Annotated in this window: 19 protein-coding genes; 9 read left to right on the forward strand and 10 right to left on the reverse strand. The window is 61.2% G+C overall.

Features of this window, described 5'->3' with window-relative positions:
- Position 1: 1 nt before the first annotated feature.
- Positions 2-1030 carry a LacI family DNA-binding transcriptional regulator gene (locus L0U82_RS32560; RefSeq protein ID WP_233837380.1) on the forward strand — a complete coding sequence of 343 codons (1029 nt, stop codon included), beginning with the start codon at positions 2-4 and terminating at the stop codon, positions 1028-1030.
- 21 nt (positions 1031-1051) lie between these two features.
- Here the strand turns inward: L0U82_RS32560 and L0U82_RS32565 are convergent, their stop codons facing one another.
- From L0U82_RS32565 to L0U82_RS32580, 4 genes are read right to left on the reverse strand one after another with little or no spacing between them, the layout of a single operon-like run.
- Positions 1052-1525 (reverse strand): MaoC family dehydratase, encoded by a 474-nt coding sequence (locus tag L0U82_RS32565; protein ID WP_233837381.1) that lies wholly within the window; start codon positions 1523-1525, stop codon positions 1052-1054.
- Positions 1522-1959 (reverse strand): MaoC family dehydratase, encoded by a 438-nt coding sequence (locus tag L0U82_RS32570; protein WP_233837382.1) that lies wholly within the window; start codon positions 1957-1959, stop codon positions 1522-1524. Before L0U82_RS32570 ends, L0U82_RS32565 begins: the two co-directional genes overlap by 4 nt.
- 17 nt (positions 1960-1976) lie before the next feature.
- On the reverse strand, positions 1977-3197 hold the full coding sequence (locus tag L0U82_RS32575; RefSeq protein ID WP_233837384.1) for a CaiB/BaiF CoA transferase family protein: 1221 nt from the start codon (positions 3195-3197) through the stop codon (positions 1977-1979).
- Between the two features lie 34 nt (positions 3198-3231).
- Complete coding sequence (locus L0U82_RS32580) at positions 3232-4515, reverse strand: MFS transporter (RefSeq protein WP_233837385.1); 1284 nt, start codon at positions 4513-4515, stop codon at positions 3232-3234.
- A gap of 303 nt (positions 4516-4818) precedes the next feature.
- On the opposite strand from L0U82_RS32580, the gene L0U82_RS32585 reads away from it, so the two are divergent.
- From L0U82_RS32585 to L0U82_RS32595, 3 genes are all read left to right on the forward strand, one after another.
- Complete coding sequence (locus tag L0U82_RS32585; protein WP_233837387.1) at positions 4819-5943, forward strand: glycoside hydrolase family 88 protein; 1125 nt, start codon at positions 4819-4821, stop codon at positions 5941-5943.
- 37 nt (positions 5944-5980) lie between these two features.
- Entirely contained in the window at positions 5981-6760 is a 780-nt protein-coding gene (locus L0U82_RS32590; protein ID WP_267929740.1) for an enoyl-CoA hydratase/isomerase family protein, read from the forward strand.
- A gap of 164 nt (positions 6761-6924) precedes the next feature.
- Positions 6925-8124, forward strand: coding sequence for a M14 family metallopeptidase (locus L0U82_RS32595; protein ID WP_233837389.1), 1200 nt, complete (start codon positions 6925-6927; stop codon positions 8122-8124).
- A 220-nt stretch (positions 8125-8344) separates the two neighbouring features.
- On the opposite strand, the gene L0U82_RS32600 is transcribed toward L0U82_RS32595, so the two are convergent.
- The 3 genes from L0U82_RS32600 to L0U82_RS32610 all read right to left on the reverse strand — a co-directional run bounded on the left by L0U82_RS32600 (position 8345) and on the right by L0U82_RS32610 (position 10361).
- A complete protein-coding gene (locus L0U82_RS32600; protein WP_233837391.1) occupies positions 8345-8860 on the reverse strand; it encodes a hypothetical protein in 516 nt (171 codons plus the stop codon).
- Positions 8861-9130: 270 nt separating this feature from the next.
- On the reverse strand, positions 9131-9610 hold the full coding sequence (locus L0U82_RS32605) for a nuclear transport factor 2 family protein (RefSeq protein WP_233837393.1): 480 nt from the start codon (positions 9608-9610) through the stop codon (positions 9131-9133).
- A gap of 13 nt (positions 9611-9623) precedes the next feature.
- On the reverse strand, positions 9624-10361 hold the full coding sequence (locus L0U82_RS32610) for a TetR/AcrR family transcriptional regulator (RefSeq protein ID WP_233837395.1): 738 nt from the start codon (positions 10359-10361) through the stop codon (positions 9624-9626).
- A gap of 136 nt (positions 10362-10497) precedes the next feature.
- Here L0U82_RS32610 and L0U82_RS32615 point away from each other — a divergent pair, with 136 nt between their 5' ends.
- Positions 10498-11148, forward strand: coding sequence for a YceI family protein (locus tag L0U82_RS32615; protein WP_233837397.1), 651 nt, complete (start codon positions 10498-10500; stop codon positions 11146-11148).
- Between the two features lie 51 nt (positions 11149-11199).
- On the opposite strand, the gene tdh is transcribed toward L0U82_RS32615, so the two are convergent.
- Entirely contained in the window at positions 11200-12231 is a 1032-nt protein-coding gene (tdh, locus tag L0U82_RS32620; RefSeq protein WP_233837399.1) for an L-threonine 3-dehydrogenase, read from the reverse strand.
- 17 nt (positions 12232-12248) lie between these two features.
- Positions 12249-13454 (reverse strand): glycine C-acetyltransferase, encoded by a 1206-nt coding sequence (locus L0U82_RS32625; protein ID WP_233837401.1) that lies wholly within the window; start codon positions 13452-13454, stop codon positions 12249-12251.
- 179 nt (positions 13455-13633) lie between these two features.
- Here L0U82_RS32625 and L0U82_RS32630 point away from each other — a divergent pair, with 179 nt between their 5' ends.
- The 3 genes from L0U82_RS32630 to L0U82_RS32640 all read left to right on the forward strand — a co-directional run bounded on the left by L0U82_RS32630 (position 13634) and on the right by L0U82_RS32640 (position 15920).
- A complete protein-coding gene (locus L0U82_RS32630) occupies positions 13634-14254 on the forward strand; it encodes a helix-turn-helix domain-containing protein (RefSeq protein WP_233837404.1) in 621 nt (206 codons plus the stop codon).
- Between the two features lie 98 nt (positions 14255-14352).
- Entirely contained in the window at positions 14353-14763 is a 411-nt protein-coding gene (locus L0U82_RS32635) for a DUF2471 family protein (RefSeq protein ID WP_233837405.1), read from the forward strand.
- A gap of 89 nt (positions 14764-14852) precedes the next feature.
- Positions 14853-15920, forward strand: a complete 1068-nt coding sequence (locus L0U82_RS32640; RefSeq protein WP_233837406.1) for a tyrosine-type recombinase/integrase — start codon at positions 14853-14855, stop codon at positions 15918-15920.
- Positions 15921-16008: 88 nt separating this feature from the next.
- Here the strand turns inward: L0U82_RS32640 and L0U82_RS32645 are convergent, their stop codons facing one another.
- Positions 16009-17190 (reverse strand): DNA-binding protein, encoded by a 1182-nt coding sequence (locus L0U82_RS32645; RefSeq protein ID WP_233837407.1) that lies wholly within the window; start codon positions 17188-17190, stop codon positions 16009-16011.
- On the opposite strand from L0U82_RS32645, the gene L0U82_RS39795 reads away from it, so the two are divergent.
- The gene (locus L0U82_RS39795) at positions 17145-17276 is read left to right on the forward strand and encodes a hypothetical protein (protein WP_267929887.1); all 132 of its coding nucleotides are present in this window, start codon (positions 17145-17147) and stop codon (positions 17274-17276) included. The two genes, L0U82_RS32645 and L0U82_RS39795, sit on opposite strands and share 46 nt — an antisense overlap.
- The last annotated feature ends 2112 nt before the right edge of the window (positions 17277-19388 follow it).

The following is a 19388-nucleotide window of genomic DNA, read 5'->3' on the forward strand; positions in this document are numbered from 1 at the left end:
TATGGCCCCGGTTAGTCTAAACGATGTCGCTCGCGCGGCCGGATGTTCCGCCTCCACGGTTTCCCGCGTCCTGCGCACGCCGCACGTCGTGCGCGATGAAGTGGCGCAACGCGTGCTCGCCGCGGTACGCAAGCTGGGTTACACCCCTAACAACGCGGCGCGTGCGCTACGTTCGCGCCGCTCGCGGATGATCGGCGCGGTACTGCCCACGCTCGAACATGCGATCTACGCCCGCCTTGCCAACGCGCTGGAAACCCAGCTCGCAACGGAAGGCTATTCACTCATCGTGACGACCTCGGGCTTCGACGCACACAAAGAGCTGGAGCAAACTCAACTGATGATCGAGCGCGGCGCGGAAGGCGTGGTGCTCGTCGGCGACGCGCACGAGCGTGCGCTCTACGAGTTCCTGAGCCTGCGCAACGTGCCCTACATCAATACGTATGTCTATACGCCGCAGGCGACTCACCCGTGCGTGGGCTTCGACAATAACCGCACCGCGCGACAGGTCACCGAATATCTGCTGAGCCTGGGTCATACGGAGATCGCGATGCTCACCGGTGTGCGCAAGGACAACGATCGCGTGCGCGCGCGTATCGAAGGCGTCGAGGAAACCTTGAGGGAACACGGTCTCACCATCGCGCAGGAACGCATCATCGAAGGACCTTATTCGATCACGGCGGGACGCAACGGCATGCGCAAACTGTTGAATCTCTCCGTGCGCCCGGAAGCCGTCATTTGCACCAGCGACATTCTTGCGTTCGGCTGTCTGGCCGAATGCATGGCGGCGAAAATCGAAGTGCCGCGCGAGCTGTCCATCACCGGCTTCGACGATCTCGACTTCGCCGCGCATCTGAATCCGCCGCTGACGACGATGCAGGTGCCGGCCGCGGAAATGGGCGCGCAAGCCGGGCGCTTTCTCGTCGACATGCTGGAAGGCGGCTCGCCGCTCGACCGGGTCGAGCTCGAAGCGCGCCTGGTCATTCGCGGCACGACGGGCCAGCCGGCTGCGTCGAAGCCGCGCGGCACCTAAGCTGGTCAGCGGGCCGTCAACTTACTGGCTGGCCCTGCGCACCATCATCGTCGTGGTCTTGCCCATCTGCACGCACTCGCCATGCTGATTGAACACGTCGATTGCGAACACGACGATGCCGCGGTCAGCGCGCTTCGTTTCGCGCCGTGATTCCACGCGCATGGTGGCGGTAATGCGATCGCCGCTCACGACAGCCTTCTTGTAGTCCCACGTCAGCGACAGCGTTGCGACGGCCTGCAAGTGCCACGCGCAGCGCATTTTCATCGCATCGACGAGCGCCACGATCAACAGACCATGCGCGATACGCCGCTCGAAACCGAGCGCGCGCGCTGCTTCGTCATCCGTGTGAACCTCGTAGAAGTCGCCGCCGACGCCCGCGAAGGTGACGATGTTCGCATCGCTGATCGTCGCGCTGCCCAGCGCGATCGAATCGCCGACATCGAGGTCGTCGAAGCAGCGCCCGTTCACGTTCATTTCCTTGCTTACCGCATTCATTGCGCAGTCACCCATTTGAGAATATGCATCGCCACGCCGACCAGCTCGCCATGCTGATTGACGATACGAATCTCGGCCTCGGTGCGGCGGCGTTCGAGATCGGCTGACACGACCGTATAGTCGAGTCGGATCGTGTCGCCCGCGAAAACAGGCTTCAGGAAACGTATGCGGTCATAGCCGAGCGACACGGGCGTCTCGCGATCGCGCACACCGTTCACGCGTTCGACGATGGCCGTCGAACAGGCTGACATATACGCCACCATCAACGCACCGTGCGCGATCACGCGACCATATACGCTGGCCGCCATCGCCTGTTCATCGACGTGGTTCGGCGAACGGTCGCCGCTGATATCCGCGAAGGCGTAGATGGCAGCGGCGCTGACGTGCTTTTCGAGCGACACCGTGTCGCCGATACGCAGATAAAAATCGCTCATCGTCGTGTCCGTTTGCATCAAGCCGATACCGTCGCTTGCGTTGTTTGCGTCGTATGAGCGAGACCACGTCCGGCAACGACGCCGGCATCCGTCAGCGACTGGATCTGATCGCCCTGGTAGCCGAGTTCTTCGAGAATCTGCCGTGTATCGTGGCCGATCTCGATTGCCAGATGACGCACCGCCGGCACTTCGCCGTCGTAACGCAGCGGATGATTGATCAGCGTCGCCTTGCCGCTTTTGATGTCGACCGTTTCGAACACGCGGTTGTGCTTCGCCTGTGCGTCGTCGCGCAAATCGCTGTAGTCATGCACGGGCGCCCACCACATCGCTTTCGCATCGAGCGCGACGGCCAGCGCATCGAGGCTGTAGCGTTGCACCGCCGCGGCCGTGGCGCGCGCGTACGCATCACGCTGTTCGTAAGGATTGCAATCGGCGAGCGCGCGCAAGCCGTCGTCGTCGAGTGCTTCGGCAAATACCGCGGGGCTGTTCAGCGAGATCGCTACCGCGCGATCGTCCGCCGTGCGATAGATGCCATAAGGCGCCTGATGGAACCACGTCGACAGATGCGCGTCGCGCTCGAACACCGCCGCGCTCTTTTCGGCGGTCAGATAGTTGGTAATGGCCTCGGCTTGCAGATCGATGCCCGCATTGAACAGATTTCCCTCGACGCGCGTACCCTCGCCGGTCTTCATCCGCTTCACGTAGGCGCCGAGAATGCCCATCGCGAGCAGTGCGCCGCCGTGCTGGTCGCAGATCGCCGCGCCGACCGCCGTCGCACCGCCGCCCGATGCCGCCACGAGCCCGGTACGCGCCTGAATCATCAGATCCTGACCCGGCTTGTCGCGCATCGGCCCGGACCCGCCAAAGCCGCTCGCCGACGCGTAGATGATGCCGGGCTTGCGCGCCTTCACCGCCTCATAGCCGAGCCCCAGGCGATCCAGCACGCCGGGCCGGAAATTCTCGACCACGGCATCGGCCTGATCGATCAACTTCAACGCGATGTCGCGCCCCTGCTCCGATTTCAGGTCGAGCGCAATCACGCGCTTGTTGCGGTTCGCGCACAGGAAAAAGGCACTGACGTCTTCGATAAACACACCCGCGCCGGACCAGTGCCGCTCGTATGCGCCATCGCGCGCCTCGATCTTGATGACGTCCGCGCCCATGTCGGCGAGATACTGGGTCGACGCCGGCCCTTGCAGATAGTGGCAAAAGCTGACGATGCGCATACCTTCAAGCATTACATTCTCCAGATAGACATAGTTTCGAGGCGGCTCAGCGCGCGGAGCTGGCCGCAAGCGGCAGCGATGAAGCGGCGTGAGCCCGCCGCACGCTGCTCGCCAACGCGACGGCCACGATCAACGCACCGCCCATGAACAGATACGAAGACGCCGGATCGCCCGTCAGGCCAGTCAGATAACCGACGGCATAGGAGCCGAGGAACGAACCCAACGCACCCACGCTATTGATCAATGCCAGCGCGCCACCCGCGACGGTACGCGGCAGCACTTCCGGTGCGATCGAGAAGAACGGCGGAAACACCACATACATCGCAATGCCGGCGAGCGTGAGCAGCGCAAACGACAGCCAGAAATTCGCCGGACCCACGAAATACAGCGCGAAAAACGACACCGCGGCAATCGCGAGCGGCACCGCGACGAACAGCTTGCGGTTCTGCATGCGGTCCGACATCCATGCGACCGGCAGCATGCACACCACCGCGCCGAAGTACGGCACGGCGGAAAGCCATCCGGTGTTGACCATACTCAGCGTCGCGCCATGCCGCAGAATGGACGGCAACCACAGCAGGAAACCGTAAAAGCCGAGGCTTTGAAAGAACAGCACGCCCGCGAGCTTCCACACCGCGAGCGTCTTGAATGCCTCGCGATAATTCTTCACCGGCGCCAGATCCTTCTGCTCGTCGGCCAGCGTATTCTCGAGCGCCGTCTTTTCTTCACTGGTCAGCCAGTTCACTTGCGAAGGCCGGTCGCGCACGACGGCGATCCACACGAACGCCCACAGCACCGCCGGCAAACCTTGCGCAATGAACATCGCGCGCCAGCCCCACGACTGTACGAGGTAGCCGGAGACCACCGACATCCACAGGATGGTCGCGGGATTGCCAAGCAGAAAAATGGTATTGGCCCGCGAGCGCTCACGCTTGACGAACCAGTTGGACACATACACGAGCATGCAAGGCATCACGGCCGCCTCGACGATGCCAAGCCCGAAACGCACGGCCATCAGCATCGGCACACTGGAGACGACACCCGTCAGCGCGGCGAGTCCGCCCCATGCGATCAGACTGAAGAAGATCAGACGACGCACGCTGCGCCGTTCCGCGTACATGCCGCCGGGAATCTGAAAGAAGAAATAGCCGAGGAAGAACAGCGAGCCGAGCAGCGAGGACGTCGCGCGGCTGATGCCGAGATCGTGATCGATGCCTGCCGCCGCCGCAAAGCCATAGTTCGCGCGATCGAGATACGCAAGGCTGTACGTGATGAACGCGACCGGCAGGATGATCCACCATCGCTTGATAGGTAGGGCTGTTCCGGCCATCTTCTGTCTCCTGTTCTGGTTTGCTGTCGAGTTGGCCGCGACACGCAGCCTGCCGGGTCTCTGACAACGATTGCAAACACAATAGGCCCTGTTTGGCATCGTTGTCAATCAGATATCCTCTGGCTCCTTGCCGTCGTAAACCCTTAAAACCCCGCTAATTCTGGTGAATTTCAAAGCTTGTTAGCGCTATAGACACGCTTCAGAGGGCTTGCCATTCTCGAAAAATTGCCTCACAGTGACAACGTTGTCAGACACTTCAGACGACCCGGCAGCATGTCGGGCGTGTACGTGAAAGGAGAGGAAATGAGCAACTGGTTGACCGACGGCATCGCCGCGGCTGTGAGCAAAGTGGAAGCCCAGGCGAGCCGGGGCGGCGATTTCCCGCACATCACGCAAGACGGCAAGTGGTGTACGACACCCGATGGCGTATGGACCGGTGGATTCTGGGCGGGCCTGCTGTGGCTCAGTTACGAGGTGCAAAAAAGCGACGCGTTGCGCACAGCTGCCACATCGCTCACGGACCGTCTGCTACCGCGCGCGGCCGATGCCATCAATCACGATCTCGGCTTCATGTTCTATCCGAGCGCGGTGAAGGGCTGGCGCATCACCGGCGACGACCGCTATTTGCGTGCCGCGCTCACCGCCGCCGAAAGCCTCGCCGGGCAGTTCAATCCGCAAGGCGGCTTCATACCCGGCTGGGGCTTTTTCGGCAGCGAGGACTGGTCGGGCTCGGTGTTGATCGACACGTTGATGAATCTGCCGCTGCTCGTCTGGGCAGCCAATCACGGAGGCGATGCTCGTTTGCTCGAGGTTGTACATCGTCATGCGAAAACGGCGCTCGCCAATCATCAGCGCGAGGATGGTTCGGTCTTTCACGTGTACCGGTTCAACCCCGCCGATGGCACGCCGATCGCCGGCGATACCTATCAGGGCCTCGATGCCGCGAGCGCCTGGTCGCGCGGCCAGGGCTGGGCGCTCGCCGGCTTTGCGATGCTCGCGGATATGACCGGCTCGCAGGAATATCTGACGGCCGCGCTGCGCGTCGCGCGATATGTCGAAAGGCATCTGCCGCAAGACGGCGTCCCGCCGTGGGATTATTCGGCGGGTGGCACGCCGGTCAAGGACTCGTCGGCGGGTGCGATCACCGCGTACGGTTTTATCCGGCTCTGGGAACTGACTACCGACGCGCGCCATCTCGATCTCGCCGAAACGATGCTCCAGGCGCTCTGCTCGCGCTGCCTGTTGCGCGACGACAGCGCGCCGATTCTCGCGCATGCGACAGCGGACCTGCCGCATGGTCTCGGCATCGACGAATCGACGATCTACGGCGATTATTACTTCCTCAAGTCACTGCTTGCGCTGCGAGATATCAAGGACCAGCGTGAAAGCGGCGCGCGCGGTTCGTTCGTGCAGACCTCGGCCGGCTAACACGCGGCAGGACAGGACGCCCATCAGGAAAATGATCATGGATACGATTAGCCAGCAACGCTTCGATTCGGTTACCGTGCTGACGCTGAACCGGCCCGAACGGATGAATGCGCTCAGCAAACCGCTGCTGCAAAACCTCGACGAAGCCTTTGCGAATCTTGCCGCCGACACGCGCACTCACGTGGTCGTGCTGACCGGCGCAGGGTCGAAGGCATTCTCCGCGGGAGCGGATATCAACGAGCAGCGCGACTTCTCGCCCGAGGATGCATATGCGCACATGCGTTGGGGTCAGGCGATTTTCGAGCGCATCGAGACGTTCGCCAAACCGACGATCGCCGCGATCAATGGTGTCGCTTTCGGCGGCGGTCTGGAGTTGGCGCTGGCGTGCGACCTGCGAGTCGTCGCGGACACGGTGCGGCTCGGCCTGCCCGAAATCACGCTCGGAAGTTTTCCCGGTTGGGGCGGCACACAACGTCTGCCCGCGCTGATCGGTGCCTCGCGGGCGCTGCGAATGATGCTCGTGGGCGATCCAGTCTCCGCGCAATGGGCGCTTGAAGCTGGTTTGGCAAACGAAGTCGTCGATGCGGGAATGCTGCTCGACCAAACACTGGCACTCGCCAATTCGATCGCACGTAATGCCGGCGAAGCGCTTGCCGAATTGAAATCGGTGGTTCGCACCGGGCTCCGTGAAGGTCGCGCGGCGGGTCTCGAAGCAGAAGCGCGAGGCGTTGGCGCGCTTTGGGGCTCGCCCGCGCAGAAAGCGGCGCAGCAAGCCTTCTTCGCTCGAAAGAAGGAAGCCGGCTCCGCTGCCGGCTAACGCGAAGCATGCACCGTATTCCACGGTGTTGTTATCTTCCACGAACCCAATGAGGGGCCCCCCATCGGCGCGGTGAAATCCATGCGATCAGGACCTCGGCACGTGATACCGTAGCCGCAGCGCATTCCAGTCACATGTTCATACTCACCAGAGGACCTCTCGCCATGCAGAATGAACCGAAAGACAGTGTCGATCGACGCAACTTCATGAAGACTGCGATTGCGCTGGTTGGCGCATCGTCCGCGCTTGTTACGCAGGCCGGCACTGCCTACGCGCAAAACGCAAATGCGCCGGCCGCCGGCTCGGCCACATCGCGCGGCACGGTCTACACAGGCGATGTGATCGATGGCAAAAAGGTGATCAGCGCGCTCGATATCAACGACCTGCCACGCGGCACCAGGCAGATGTTCTATTTTCAGGGCGTGCAGATGCCGACCGGCCAGCACTGGTACGTGTCGGTGATCGTCGTGCATGGAGCGAAGCCGGGCAAACGCGTCGCACTTATTAGCGGCGTGCATGGCGACGAGATGAGTCCGGTGCACATGATTCAAAGCGTCGTGAGCCAGCTCGATCCGGCGCAGATGTCGGGAACCGTGCTCGCGGTGCTGGACGTATCGCGTCCCGCGCTCGAAGCGATGGAACGCCGTTGGCCCAATTCGGGCAGAGGCATCGACCTGATCGACATCAACCGCGAATGGCCGGGCAACGAGAACGGCGCGAGCGCGCCGAGCCGGCATGCGGGGCTGTTATTCAACCGGCTGCTGCGGCCCAATACCGACTATGCGCTCGACTGTCATACGGGCACGACCGGCATGGATATCACGTCGTTCAATCTGGCGCGGATGGAATTGCCCGAACCGCGCGCAATGGCCGAGCTGTTTCCGATCAAGCAGATCTTCGATAACCCCGCCTACCCGACGCTGCTCGCCAATGCGCTGATCAACGTGGGCATTCCGGCGATCACGCCTGAGATGGGCCCACCGCGGGTTCTCGATCTCGAGATGATTCCGTCGTTCGTCGAAGGCACGATGAATGTGCTCAAACGTTATGGCGTGATTGCCGGACCGATGGGCCGTACCGGCAAAGATGTCGGGATCTTCGTCGGCAATAGCGGTCACACGGTGCTGTCGACGCATGGCGGATTCGTCGAGTTGCTGGTCAAACTGGACGACACGGTGTCGCCCGGGCAGAAGGTGGCAATCCAGCGCAATACATTTGGCGAAATAGTCGCGGAGTATACGAGCGGGATCGCCGGCAAAGTCACCGGGCTTCGCACCGATGCGACAGCGGAACCCGGCATTCCGCTCGTGATGATTCTTTACCAGAGCGCGACGAAAGAGAACCCGGAGGATTACGTCGAATGAGCGCGCCGCGTTGACGCGCGAATGGTGAGTATTTCCAGGAGTGGAGCGAACTCACTGTGAAAGGTGAGTTCTTCCAGGATGGTGAGCCGTTCCAGGAGACGGCAACACGGTATGTTTTAGAACGGTGAGGAATTCCAGGAGCTAAAACATAGGTGAAATCGATTCACGTTGTTCGGATCACCGAACAATTCACTTTCCACGCTCCTGAAAATCCTCACCGTCAGAACTTCACCTTGACCTGAAACCCGATCGTAAACGGCAGATTATCTGAAGGAATCGGCGGCACCACGATGAAGTTCGCGCCAACGCGTTTGTAGCTGACCATCACGATAGGCGCGACCACCGGCCCGACCGTGTGATTGCGTCCAAGACCCCAGTTGCCGTAGTTGTAGCCGGAAATGATCCCGCCAATCGCCGCAAGTCGCACGATGCCCCAGTGCGCGAACTCCGGCGCCCAGACACCGCCACCATAATAGGAAGGCCGACGCAGCGAGTTGCGAAAGCCGCCGACCGTCAACGCCCATTGGTTGTTGAGCCAACATTCGACGCCGAGGCCGGGATTGAACTGCTCGAAATCGGTACCCGGATCAGGATTGATGTGATACGAGCCGAGCATCGCATCGACCCATATGCCGCCTTCGCACCAGTTGCCCGCGTGCGCGGCGCAAGCCGCGAGACTCGCGACGAGCGCTACTGCGATATGTCGGAATTTCTTGTTCATCTGCCGAAAGTGCATGGATTCTCCGTCACCGGTCGGGCGCCGGTGTCATTGCTGTTCTGGCGATCTGCTTGCTGCTCGTCGCGCACTGTACCTCAACCCGTGCGAGCGATGTTGGGAACAACACGCTCGCACGGCCGGACGCGGCACATGCCGCGCGGCCAAAACCGCAACGATAACGGACAACCGATGGCGAAGTGATGAATCGACGCGAATCGGCGATGCATTCGAGGCGTGCATCACGCACGCCATCGGCGATGAACGTAAGGAAAGCGTCGGGGAAAAGAACTACAGGCCGAGGTCCGACAGACTCGGATGATCGTCGGGACGGCGACCGAGCGGCCAGTGATAGAGGCGATCGGCTTCGCGAATCGGCAGATCGTTAATGCTCGCGTGACGATAGGCCATCAGCCCGTGCTCATTGAACTCCCAGTTCTCGTTGCCGTATGAGCGGAACCAGTTGTTCGAATCGTCGTGCCATTCATACGCGAAGCGCACCGCGATGCGATTCTCGGTAAACGCCCACAGCTCCTTGATCAGGCGATAGTCGAGTTCCTTGGTCCACTTGCGGCGCAAAAGACCAACGATCGCCTCGCGGCCCTGGACGAATTCGCTGCGGTTGCGCCACACGCTGTCCGTTGTGTAGGCCAGCGATACGCGTTCGGGGTCGCGCGTATTCCAGCCGTCTTCCGCGGCGCGTACTTTCTTGATTGCGGTTTCGAGCGTGAACGGCGGCAGCGGCGGGCGGGTTTCGATTGTGTCGGCCATGATGGTTCCTCTGTCAGGTAGCGGTACGCCGGGATGGCGACCGTCTGGTTGCGGGTTGGTTTGCAGACTTTCTGGTGGAATTTCTCGTCGGGCTATCCGCGGACTTCGCGGTCTCGGCATCGAGCAGCGTGCGCGCCGTGGTCTGTGCGTCGAGCGCCGCATCAGCTTCGCCACTCACCAGCGCCACCGCGATCGCGCCGTCGAGCAGAATCAGCCACTGCCGCGCGAGACGCGCCGTGTGGCGCGCATCGATCGTCGATTCCGCCGCGAATGCATCGCATTGGGTTCGCACGAAATCGAGCAGACGCTCCTTGTGTTTGCGCGCGACGATCCGGATCGGGTCGTCGCACGATGCAATTTCGCCGGCCGCGTTCAGAAACGCGCAGCCGTGGAAATCGTCCGATGCGAACCACTCGCGCAGCACGTCGAACATGCCGAGCAGGCGTTTGCGCGCGGTCTTGCCGCACTGCTGCGTACCGGTGATAAACCAGTTCATCCAGCGTTCGTCGCGCCGTTCGAGTGCGGCGGCAACCAGTGCATCTTTCGAACCGAAATGCGTGTAGAAGCTTTTGCGCGCGGCGCCGGACTGCCGCACGATCGCATCGACACCGGTCGCATGGATGCCGCCGGCGTAGATCAGCGCTTCGGCCGCATCGAGCAGCCGCTCGCGTGCATTGCCGGCTGGCACCGGGTCTTGTGCCAACTGAGACGCCAGATCGGGCGCCAGGTCATTTGAGGTTTCGCGTGTCATGACCGAAAGGTAGAACGATCATTCTCCTTCGTCAAGTCTTTTATGTCTTCGCGTCGCCCGCGCGGTATGGGCACGCTTGCTGCTATCGTGACGAAGTTCGCCCAACGTTCGCTCACCCGTAACCGGAATAGCTTCGATGAACTCATCCTCTATTCGCACCGCCTCGGTGCGCGCGCTGCTCGGCGCGGCGCTGCTGGCAACGGTGGCCTGCACGCCGGTACAGGTGCTCACGCATTCGGTCAGCCAGAACGAGGCACGCGTGCCCGTCGGTCGCTATGAGATCGATCAGGACCACACGAGCATTACGTTCGATATCGATCACTTCAAATATTCGCGCTTCACGATGCGCTTCGATCGCAAGCATGGGCAGCTCGACTGGAATGACGGCGGGCTTGAACGGAGCACCGCATCGGTCACGATCGACGCCGCGAGCATCGACACGAACGTGCCGCTGCTCGACAAGATGGTGAAGAGCGACAGCATGCTCGGCGTGTCGCAGTACCCGGAGATCCGCTTCGCCAGCACACGCTTCGAGCGCACTGGCGAATCGCGCGGCACGCTAACCGGCGATCTGACGATTCGCGGCGTGACCCAACCGGTCACGCTCGATGTCACGTTCAACGGCTTCGCACCCGATCCGCTGACGAAGAAGGACACGCTCGGCTTTTCCGCGGACGGCCATTTCAGCCGCGCGAAGTTTGGTTTAGCGACGTGGTATCCGGCCGTCGGCGACGATATTCACGTGCGTATTCAGGCGGAATTCGTGAAAACGCCCGCAGGCGGGTAAGCGCTCTGCGGGCGTCGAGGTCGTGCAAAGAACCAATGATGCCGTGTTAGCTCAGGCAGCAGTCCAGTCGAGAATCACTTTGCCGCTCTCGCCGGAGAGCATCGTTGCGAACGCCTGCTGATAGTCGTCCACCTTGAAGTGGTGCGTGAGGATCGGCGACAGATCGAGGCCGCTTTGCAGCATCGCGACCATCTTGTACCAGGTCTCGAACATCTCGCGACCATAAATACCCTTGATTTCCAGGCCTTTGAAGATCACCTGATTCCAGTCGATCGCGGTTTGCGCCGGTGGAATGCCGAGCAGCGCGATCTTGCCGCCGTGGTTCATCGCTTCGAGCATGCTCGTGAATGCGCTCGGCACGCCGGACATTTCGAGGCCGACGTCGAAGCCTTCGGTCATGTGAAGATCGTGCATCACGTCCTGCAACGATTCGCGCGATACGTTCACCGCGCGCGTCGCGCCCATCTTGCGCGCGAGCCCCAGGCGATAGTCGTTGACGTCGGTAATCACGACGTTGCGCGCGCCGACGTGCTTCGCAATCGCCACCGCCATGATGCCGATCGGTCCCGCGCCGGTAATCAGCACGTCTTCGCCGACGAGGTTGAACGACAGCGCCGTGTGCGTCGCGTTGCCGAACGGATCGAAGATCGCGGCGAGATCGTCGGAAATCTCCGGCGGAATCTTGAATGCGTTGAAGGCCGGAATCACCAGATATTCGGCGAACGCGCCTTCGCGATTCACGCCGACGCCTACCGTATTGCGGCACAAATGCCGGCGCCCCGCGCGACAGTTGCGACAGAAGCCGCAGGTGATGTGCCCTTCGCCCGACACGCGATCGCCGATTGCAAAGCCGCGCACTTCCTGCCCCATCTCGACGATTTCGCCGACATATTCGTGGCCGACATGCATCGGCACCGGAATCGTCTTTTGCGCCCAGTCGTCCCACTTCCAGATATGAATGTCGGTGCCGCAAATCGCGGTGCGCGTGATGCGGATCATCACGTCGTTATGGCCGACTTCCGGCCTCTTCACATCCGTGAGCGTGAGGCCCGGTGCGCGTTCGAGTTTTGCCAATGCTTTCATCTATTACTCCTTGCCGGTCACGCGGAAATCACGCCGAGTTCGCGGCCAACGCGCGCAAACGCGGCGACTGCGCGATCAATCTGTTCTGATGTATGCGCGGCGCTCATCTGCGTGCGAATGCGCGCGCGGCCGCGCGGCACCACCGGGAACGAGAAGCCGATCACATAGACGCCTTCTTTCAGCAACGCATCGGCCATCTTGCCGGCGAGTTGTGCATCGCCCAGCATCACCGGAATGATCGGATGTTCTCCCGGCACCAGCGTAAAGCCGAGCGCGCTCATCGCGTTGCGGAAGTGCTGGCCGTTTTCGCGCACCCGTGCACGCAATTGCGCGCCTTCGTCGCTCGCGAGCAGTTCGAGTACCCTGAGCGACGCGGCCGCGATGCTCGGCGTCAGCGTGTTGGAAAACAGGTACGGACGCGAGCGTTGCCGCAGCAATTCGACGATCTCCTTGCGCGCGGCGACGTAGCCGCCCGATGCGCCGCCGAGCGCCTTGCCGAGCGTTCCGGTGATGATGTCCACGCGCGACATCACACCGCAATGTTCAGGCGTGCCGCGCCCATGCTCGCCGATGAAGCCGACCGCGTGCGAGTCGTCGACCATCACGAGCGCGCCGTATTTGTCCGCAAGATCGCACACGCCGGCGAGATTCGCGATGATGCCGTCCATCGAAAACACGCCGTCGGTCGCGATCAGCTTGAAGCGCGCACCGGCTGCATCGGCTTCCTGCAGACGTGCTTCGAGATCGGCGAGATCGTTGTTCTTGTAGCGGAAGCGTTTCGCCTTCGACAGCCGCACACCGTCGATGATGCTCGCGTGATTCAGCTCGTCGCTGATAATCGCGTCGTTTTCGTCGAGCAGCGTTTCGAACAGACCGCCGTTCGCGTCGAAACAGCTCGAATAGAGAATGCAATCGTCGGTTTGCAGGAACGCCGAAAGCGCCTGCTCGAGTTCCTTGTGCACGGTTTGCGTGCCGCAAATAAAGCGCACCGATGCCATGCCGAAGCCATCGTTGTCGAGCCCTGCTTTCGCGGCTTCGATCAGACGCGCGTCGTCTGCCAGGCCGAGATAGTTGTTCGCGCAAAAGTTCAGTACGTCGGTGCCGTCGGCGAGACGCACGTCGGCCGATTGCGGACTCGCGATCACGCGCTCGCTCTTGTAGAAGCCGTCGGCACGGATCTGCTCCAGGGTGCCGCGCAGATGGGCTAGGTATTGGTCTCGCATGAACGGAACTCCTGGTAGTGATGACGCCCGCGTGTGCCTGCGTTACCCGTTCAGCGGCACGGGCGACATGGTTGACGGCGAAGCGGCCTGTTATAGTCGACTGTCAGCTTTATCGGATATTTTCGATTTTTCGAACTAAAATCCGGTATATCGAACAACTCTAAACGATGGGTCAGGAAATGGCAAGTTCGGGTACACGCCGCGGCGCGGCCAATACAACGGCCAACGCGGTGACGGCGTCGACGAATACGGCGCCGCCGCGCGTGGGCGAGCAGATCCAGCGGCTGCGTGCCGAACGGCGCATGACGCTCGACGACCTGTCGCGCGCGGCGGGCGTGTCGAAATCGATGCTCTCCGAGATCGAACGCGACAAGGCCAATCCGACGATCGCGGTCGCCTGGCGTCTGACCAATGCGCTCGGCGTGAGCCTCGACTCCCTGTTTGCGCCACCGAAGGCACCGGAGGCAATCGCCGTTTCCGGTCCGCACGATATTCCTACGCTAAGCGGTCACGACGCGAAATACCAGTTGCGTGTGTGGGGCCCGATCGAGCTGGCCGGCAAGTTCGAGTGGTATGAGTTGACGTTGCAGCCAGGCGGCGCACTGGTTTCGAACGCGCACGAACCGGGCACGCGCGAGCATCTGACCGTGCTGCACGGATCGATCGAAATCGAGGCGGTCGGCGCGACGAAGCGGCTGAAGGCGGCCGACACCGCGCGCTACGCCGCCGACGAGCCGCATGCGATCCGCAACGCCGGCAAGGGTGAAGCGAAAGCGCTGCTGGTCGTAATTCACGGCTGAGCGCCCGGCAACGGGCTGTTGGAGCAATAGGCCAGTCGGCCGAGGTTGCATCGAACACTGTATGTTTGTACAGTATTCGCTATGGACTGGAGCCGACAATGAACAACCTGAAAGCCGATCGCACCGATCAAGCTCTGGCCGCGCTGCGTTACCAGACCGCCGCGCGCGATCTCGAACATATCGTGCGCAGCATCGCCGCGCGCTACATCGCCCAACAGGTGCCGCTTACGTGGCGTCTGCTGCACGCCATCGAGGCCGAGGCGCTGGCCGATCTCGGCTTTGCGAGCCGGCATGACGCGCTGATGCTCGGTCTGTTCCAGCGGCCATCCGCTCTGCCGTACCCCGAAACCGACGACACCGTGGATTTCGGTACGTCCAATGCGCTGCCGGCCGTTTTTGCGTTTGCCGTGAGTGCTTATGAGGCCGCGGCGCGAGAGGTGATGCGTCGTGCGGCGCAACAACCGGTGCCGCGAGATACACCGAAACGCGCGCGCGCCTGGGGCGGCTGATCTCGATCGTTTGCCGGTTCATCAGCGTTTCGTGAGTCGGCGCCTACAATACGCACAGCAAACGGGCGCAACTAATCGAAAGATTGCCAATGTCACCTCCTCATCTGACTGACCCCGTCCCGCGACCCGCGCCGTCAGCCGATCTGTTCGATCAGCAACGCGAAGACTGGCGCTGCGATCCACAAATCGCTTTCGACGCGTGGCTTGCGAAGCAGAATTTCAGACGCTCGTCGGCGCTCGTCTATCAGGCGCAGTGGGGGCAATTTCTCGACTGGCTCGGCGCGCGGCAAAAGGGCCTCGCCACTGTCGACACGCCAGCCATTGCGGAATTCGTCGCCGGGCTCGACATCAAGAAAACGCAACGGATGCGGTATTTGCGGTTGATTGAACGCGTGCTCGATCATGTTCGCGAAATCGAATCGGCGTCGACCAATCCGGCGCGCTTCATCGCTCAGGATGGGGAGGCTGCGTGGCGCAATGCGCGCGACAACGAGCCGACCGGCTTTCTCACCCATGCGGAACGAACCGCGCTGATCGCACAGCTGTTCGCGCAGTTAGCGGATCTATCGGTAGCGCAGCGCTGGAGGGAGCGGCGCGATCGTGCGTTGATCGCCGTGTTCCTCGGCGGAGGGATAAAGACGGGCGAAGCCGCGGCACTTACGGTTAGTTGTGTAAAAGCAGGCTCGCCATGGGTCACGATCGAATCGGCGAACCCGATGTTGACGCGCCGCACGCGCCTGGCGCCATTCGCGACGGCGATTCTCGATGCATGGCTCGCCGAACGGCATCAGATGGAACTCGCCGGCAATCTCGTGTTCCCCGCGTCGCCGTCCGGACGTCCGATGCACAAGGCCACGATGCTGCGGGCAGTCGATGCACTGGTCGAAACCGCGGGAATTGCCGCGTCACGAAAGTCGCGTGCGAGTCCGCAAACCTTGCGCAACAGTTTCGCGGCGGATCTTTTCGAGAGCGGCGTCGACGCGGAGCAGGTTGGTCAGTGGCTCGGTTTTGTACAGGCGGTGTCCGCGAACCGGCTGTATCGCGCATGGCAGATTTGGGCGGATCAGCAGGATTTGCCGGCGACGGACGATCCCGATCCGGCCGCGGCGCCATTAGCTGAACCCAGACGCGACGGGCGTTTGACAAGGAAAGCGTGAGTGGGGGGCGCCTGAAAATCCTCACCTTGCGGCCCCCGAATTTCCTCACCTTTGGCGTTTTTCCGGCTGTCGTTCGGCCAATCGTTCGTTAACGCATTGCGCCAATTGGAGGTTCGGACGACGCGGTTGAATCGGCGGTGGAGAGAAACTGGCCGAGCGCGGCGAGTCGGGATTCGCCAAGACCCGACGAGTGTTCGCATTCGGGGCACAGCAGTTCAAAACGGTGATCGACCTGGGACAGCTCCGGCTCACCTTCCTCACATTTCGGGCAACGCGCGGGGAGCGTGACATGCCCGTCCGCTGCGGTGCCGATCATGCTCAACTCATCGCTCGTGAGTCTGCCGGCGCTGACGAGCGAGCAAAGCAGGATCGCGATTTCCGGATCGATACCCTGCTGGCCGCGCAGCGTAGCGACCTCCTTCGTCAAGGCATCCACTTCGTCCGACTGCTCACGCAATTGCGCGTCGAGCCGGTCCGCGCGAGCCTTGGCCGCGGATATCTGCTGAATAAACTCGAATTCCTTGCGGCTCGCGTCGCGAACGCCGGACTGATAGGTCGCGGCCATGGTACGCAGCGAATCGAGTTCGACCAGCATCGGCTTGACGCGTCGCTCGGCTTCAGCAACCGCGTCCTTGATCTGTTGCGCATAGTGTTCAGTGCTTTGCCGCAGTTCGACGTGCAATGCATCGATCCGGTCGCGCAGGCCGGCATTGGTGGTCTGCTCGGTCTCGAGACGCTGGCGCAGCGCTTCGTTTTCCTGGTCGAGCCGACGCGTCGTCGCTTGCAGTCCTTCCAGATGGACATTGCCGTGCGTCGTTGCGCTCGATAACTCGGTTTCCAACGCGCGGACCCGTTCCCATGCGGCTTCGGCTCGGGCGTCGCTACGCTTGATCGCCTCGTCGGACGCATCGCGTCGAATGTCGGCGTCTCGTGCACGCTGGTCGGCGGCGGTGATTTGCGCCTGGATTTCCTCGCGTTCGCCGTCGAGCGTCAGCTTGGCTTGCGCAATGGCTTCTTCGAACAACGCGCCCAGCAGTTCGCCCGCGCGATCTTCGAGTGCCTTGGGAATCGCACCCGCGCCGATCTTCACGCGCGATACGTTGCGGATGCGCTCCCAGAAATGGTCGATGTCCTTCGGAATATCGCTCGCGCTGCCGGTCTGGGTGAGATCACGGACCGTTGCCATCGACGGGCGGATGCCGAGGTCAAAAAAGAGCCGCTTACATGCGTGAAGTGAAAGATCCTGCCGCCGCATTCCCTGAGCGCGCATTGATTCAAGCTCATTGCGAATGGTTTGGCGTTCCTGATCCAGATTCATTGTTTACCTCGACCTCGCTTGAATTGGATGGATCATAACAATTTACGTAGCGTTTGCTACTGATTTGTCGTTAGTAAGGAGATTGGCGTAAACAGAAGGACTTCTGTGTGTGAATTGCGATGGTAAACGCGTGTACGCCGTCTTTTTCCGTGAAACAAAACGAAGAATAGCGAATAAGCCATTGTAAATAAAGCGCTTTGCTCAATCTCTCGTTGATCGCGTACTGTTTCACGAGAACGTGGGATTGTGTGCGGGGGTGATAGAGCGGTATCTCCGCGAACTCTCGGGGAAAAGCTAGAGAGTAATAAAAGTAAACACCCTTGAACCCTTGTTAAAAACGTTAACGCCGCGGCAAAGCCTTACCAGGCGGGGTTTCCAGCCGAACAAGGTGAAGCTTTGCGGGAGACGTGGTGAGATTGTGCGGGAGAGTTGAGTGATGGGGTTCGGGGAGCTCGGTGAGTGGCTGCGGGACAGAACGTGAGCGGGTTCAGGGGACCCTGTATACGTCCGGTTCCGGCAAAGGTGAGGTTTTGCGGGACCAGGATGCCGCCAATCGCCCGACAGTGCGCGAAAGTCTCTGGCGTGGCTGACCAGTACAAAGGTGAGCGCTTTCGGGACGATCGTAAACACGGTTTTTCGACCTTGTCCGGCAGCGGTTTACCCAACTGGTGAGCCGGTGCGGGAGAAAACGCGGATCGAAGGTGAGGTTTTACGGGGCCAATCGGCCGGTTTTGCCTAAAGTATGGGCATTTCGCGTGCTGAGGTGAGGTTTTACGGGAGCCAAGGCTACTTTCGTGGGGAAAGAGGCGGCTTTGGTACGGCTGGGCTGCGACGCGCCGGCTGCAAAGGTGAGCGGATTCGGGATTCTGTTGATCGAGCGACTCGGGTGCGGTGATTGGGCTGTGATTCGCGCAAAAGGTGAGACTTTTCGGGACGCTTCCATATGAGTCATGCGGGTTAAGGTGAGGATATTCGGGAAAATTTTGGGGCTGATCGGCTGGAAATGCCCGGCTGATGGCGGTAGTGATGTGCGTCGTTTGCCAACGCTGGATTTCGAAGGTGAGGCTTTTCGGGAAGACCGTTGGTGGGAAATGAGAGCGGCTGGTCTAGCGGAAGTTGGCTTGAGGTGAGGATTTTCGGGAGCCGTGATCAGTTATTGATAAACGTGGTTCGTTGTAAGTAACTGAAAACTAAGAGTTTTTAAGGCTGCCCTGCTGGAGGTGAGGTTTTTCGGGACCAGTTGGCGAGGGTGAGTCTTGGTCCTGGCAAACCTCAAAGGTGAGGTTTTTCGGGGGAGTATTTGAGATAAGGTCGGAGCTGGCGCGGCTTGGACGGGTGTCGTTGCATATGCTCCGCGAGCGTTAAGGTGAGCTTTTTCGGGGTATCGGGCAACGGAGGCTTTGCTGGTCGCGTGCAAGCGGTATGAATTGCGAGTCCTGGTGGTTGCATGAAGAGCAGCTTTCGGCTGCGGGCGCGTCGGTCGCGATGCCATAGACGGCGCGGTGCCCGGGTTCGCAACGCTTTGGTTTGCGATGCAGCTCTGCTGGCTGGAGGGGCCACATAGGGAAGCCGGGTCTATTCGATTCGTTCACGCGAGCGATAGCGGCGGAGAGGTTTCCGTTGGCACCAGACGACAAATGCCCGCCGGCGCCCGCTGAACAAGGGCGCCCGCTGCCCGTTCGCTGACAGCTCCGCGGACGTTTGTCGTGTGCTCAATCCCGAGTGCTGGCGCCAGCCTAACGCCAGTGACGCATTCGTCGATCCCTATCGTGATCGATGTCATTGCCGGTTTGCAGCGCCGCAAAGCAAGAAAGCCGAATCTCCGCAGCCCATCGACGGTGGCCAAGTAGCCAGGCCGGCGCGTCCACGTAATGCCGGAAAAAATCCGCAAAATTTTTTGAGGTGAGGAGATTCGGGAGCAGTTGCTCTCCGTTCGTGCGCGGTACGGAATCGTCCTGATTCGTAGACGCCGCGACCTGCAAGGAGAGCCCGAACCTGGTTGCGCGCGGGCGAGGTGAGGGTTTTCGGGAATGGCTCGAGGTGAGTCGGGCTTCGTAAACTCGCTTCACCGGCAACGGTGAGATGGGCGCTATAGACGCGTATCACCACAGCCGGTATCCTCTCGCGAAATCCCTCCTCAGCCCAGACGC

Origin of the sequence: Paraburkholderia sp. ZP32-5 (assembly GCF_021390495.1) — a bacterium.
In the GTDB taxonomy this organism is placed as follows: domain Bacteria; phylum Pseudomonadota; class Gammaproteobacteria; order Burkholderiales; family Burkholderiaceae; genus Paraburkholderia.

Coding starts and splice junctions, on each gene's coding strand:
- L0U82_RS32560 (WP_233837380.1), top strand. CDS start 2: ATGGCCCCGGTTAGTCTAAACGATGTCGCTCGCGCGGCCGGATGTTCC.
- L0U82_RS32605 (WP_233837393.1), bottom strand. CDS start 9,610: ATGGCCGACACAATCGAAACCCGCCCGCCGCTGCCGCCGTTCACGCTC.
- L0U82_RS32595 (WP_233837389.1), top strand. CDS start 6,925: ATGCAGAATGAACCGAAAGACAGTGTCGATCGACGCAACTTCATGAAG.
- L0U82_RS39795 (WP_267929887.1), top strand. CDS start 17,145: ATGCGTGAAGTGAAAGATCCTGCCGCCGCATTCCCTGAGCGCGCATTG.
- L0U82_RS32600 (WP_233837391.1), bottom strand. CDS start 8,860: ATGCACTTTCGGCAGATGAACAAGAAATTCCGACATATCGCAGTAGCG.
- L0U82_RS32575 (WP_233837384.1), bottom strand. CDS start 3,197: ATGCTTGAAGGTATGCGCATCGTCAGCTTTTGCCACTATCTGCAAGGG.
- L0U82_RS32570 (WP_233837382.1), bottom strand. CDS start 1,959: ATGAGCGATTTTTATCTGCGTATCGGCGACACGGTGTCGCTCGAAAAG.
- L0U82_RS32610 (WP_233837395.1), bottom strand. CDS start 10,361: ATGACACGCGAAACCTCAAATGACCTGGCGCCCGATCTGGCGTCTCAG.
- L0U82_RS32625 (WP_233837401.1), bottom strand. CDS start 13,454: ATGCGAGACCAATACCTAGCCCATCTGCGCGGCACCCTGGAGCAGATC.
- L0U82_RS32615 (WP_233837397.1), top strand. CDS start 10,498: ATGAACTCATCCTCTATTCGCACCGCCTCGGTGCGCGCGCTGCTCGGC.
- L0U82_RS32565 (WP_233837381.1), bottom strand. CDS start 1,525: ATGAATGCGGTAAGCAAGGAAATGAACGTGAACGGGCGCTGCTTCGAC.
- L0U82_RS32640 (WP_233837406.1), top strand. CDS start 14,853: ATGTCACCTCCTCATCTGACTGACCCCGTCCCGCGACCCGCGCCGTCA.
- L0U82_RS32580 (WP_233837385.1), bottom strand. CDS start 4,515: ATGGCCGGAACAGCCCTACCTATCAAGCGATGGTGGATCATCCTGCCG.
- tdh (WP_233837399.1), bottom strand. CDS start 12,231: ATGAAAGCATTGGCAAAACTCGAACGCGCACCGGGCCTCACGCTCACG.
- L0U82_RS32630 (WP_233837404.1), top strand. CDS start 13,634: ATGGCAAGTTCGGGTACACGCCGCGGCGCGGCCAATACAACGGCCAAC.
- L0U82_RS32585 (WP_233837387.1), top strand. CDS start 4,819: ATGAGCAACTGGTTGACCGACGGCATCGCCGCGGCTGTGAGCAAAGTG.
- L0U82_RS32590 (WP_267929740.1), top strand. CDS start 5,981: ATGGATACGATTAGCCAGCAACGCTTCGATTCGGTTACCGTGCTGACG.
- L0U82_RS32635 (WP_233837405.1), top strand. CDS start 14,353: ATGAACAACCTGAAAGCCGATCGCACCGATCAAGCTCTGGCCGCGCTG.
- L0U82_RS32645 (WP_233837407.1), bottom strand. CDS start 17,190: ATGCGCGCTCAGGGAATGCGGCGGCAGGATCTTTCACTTCACGCATGT.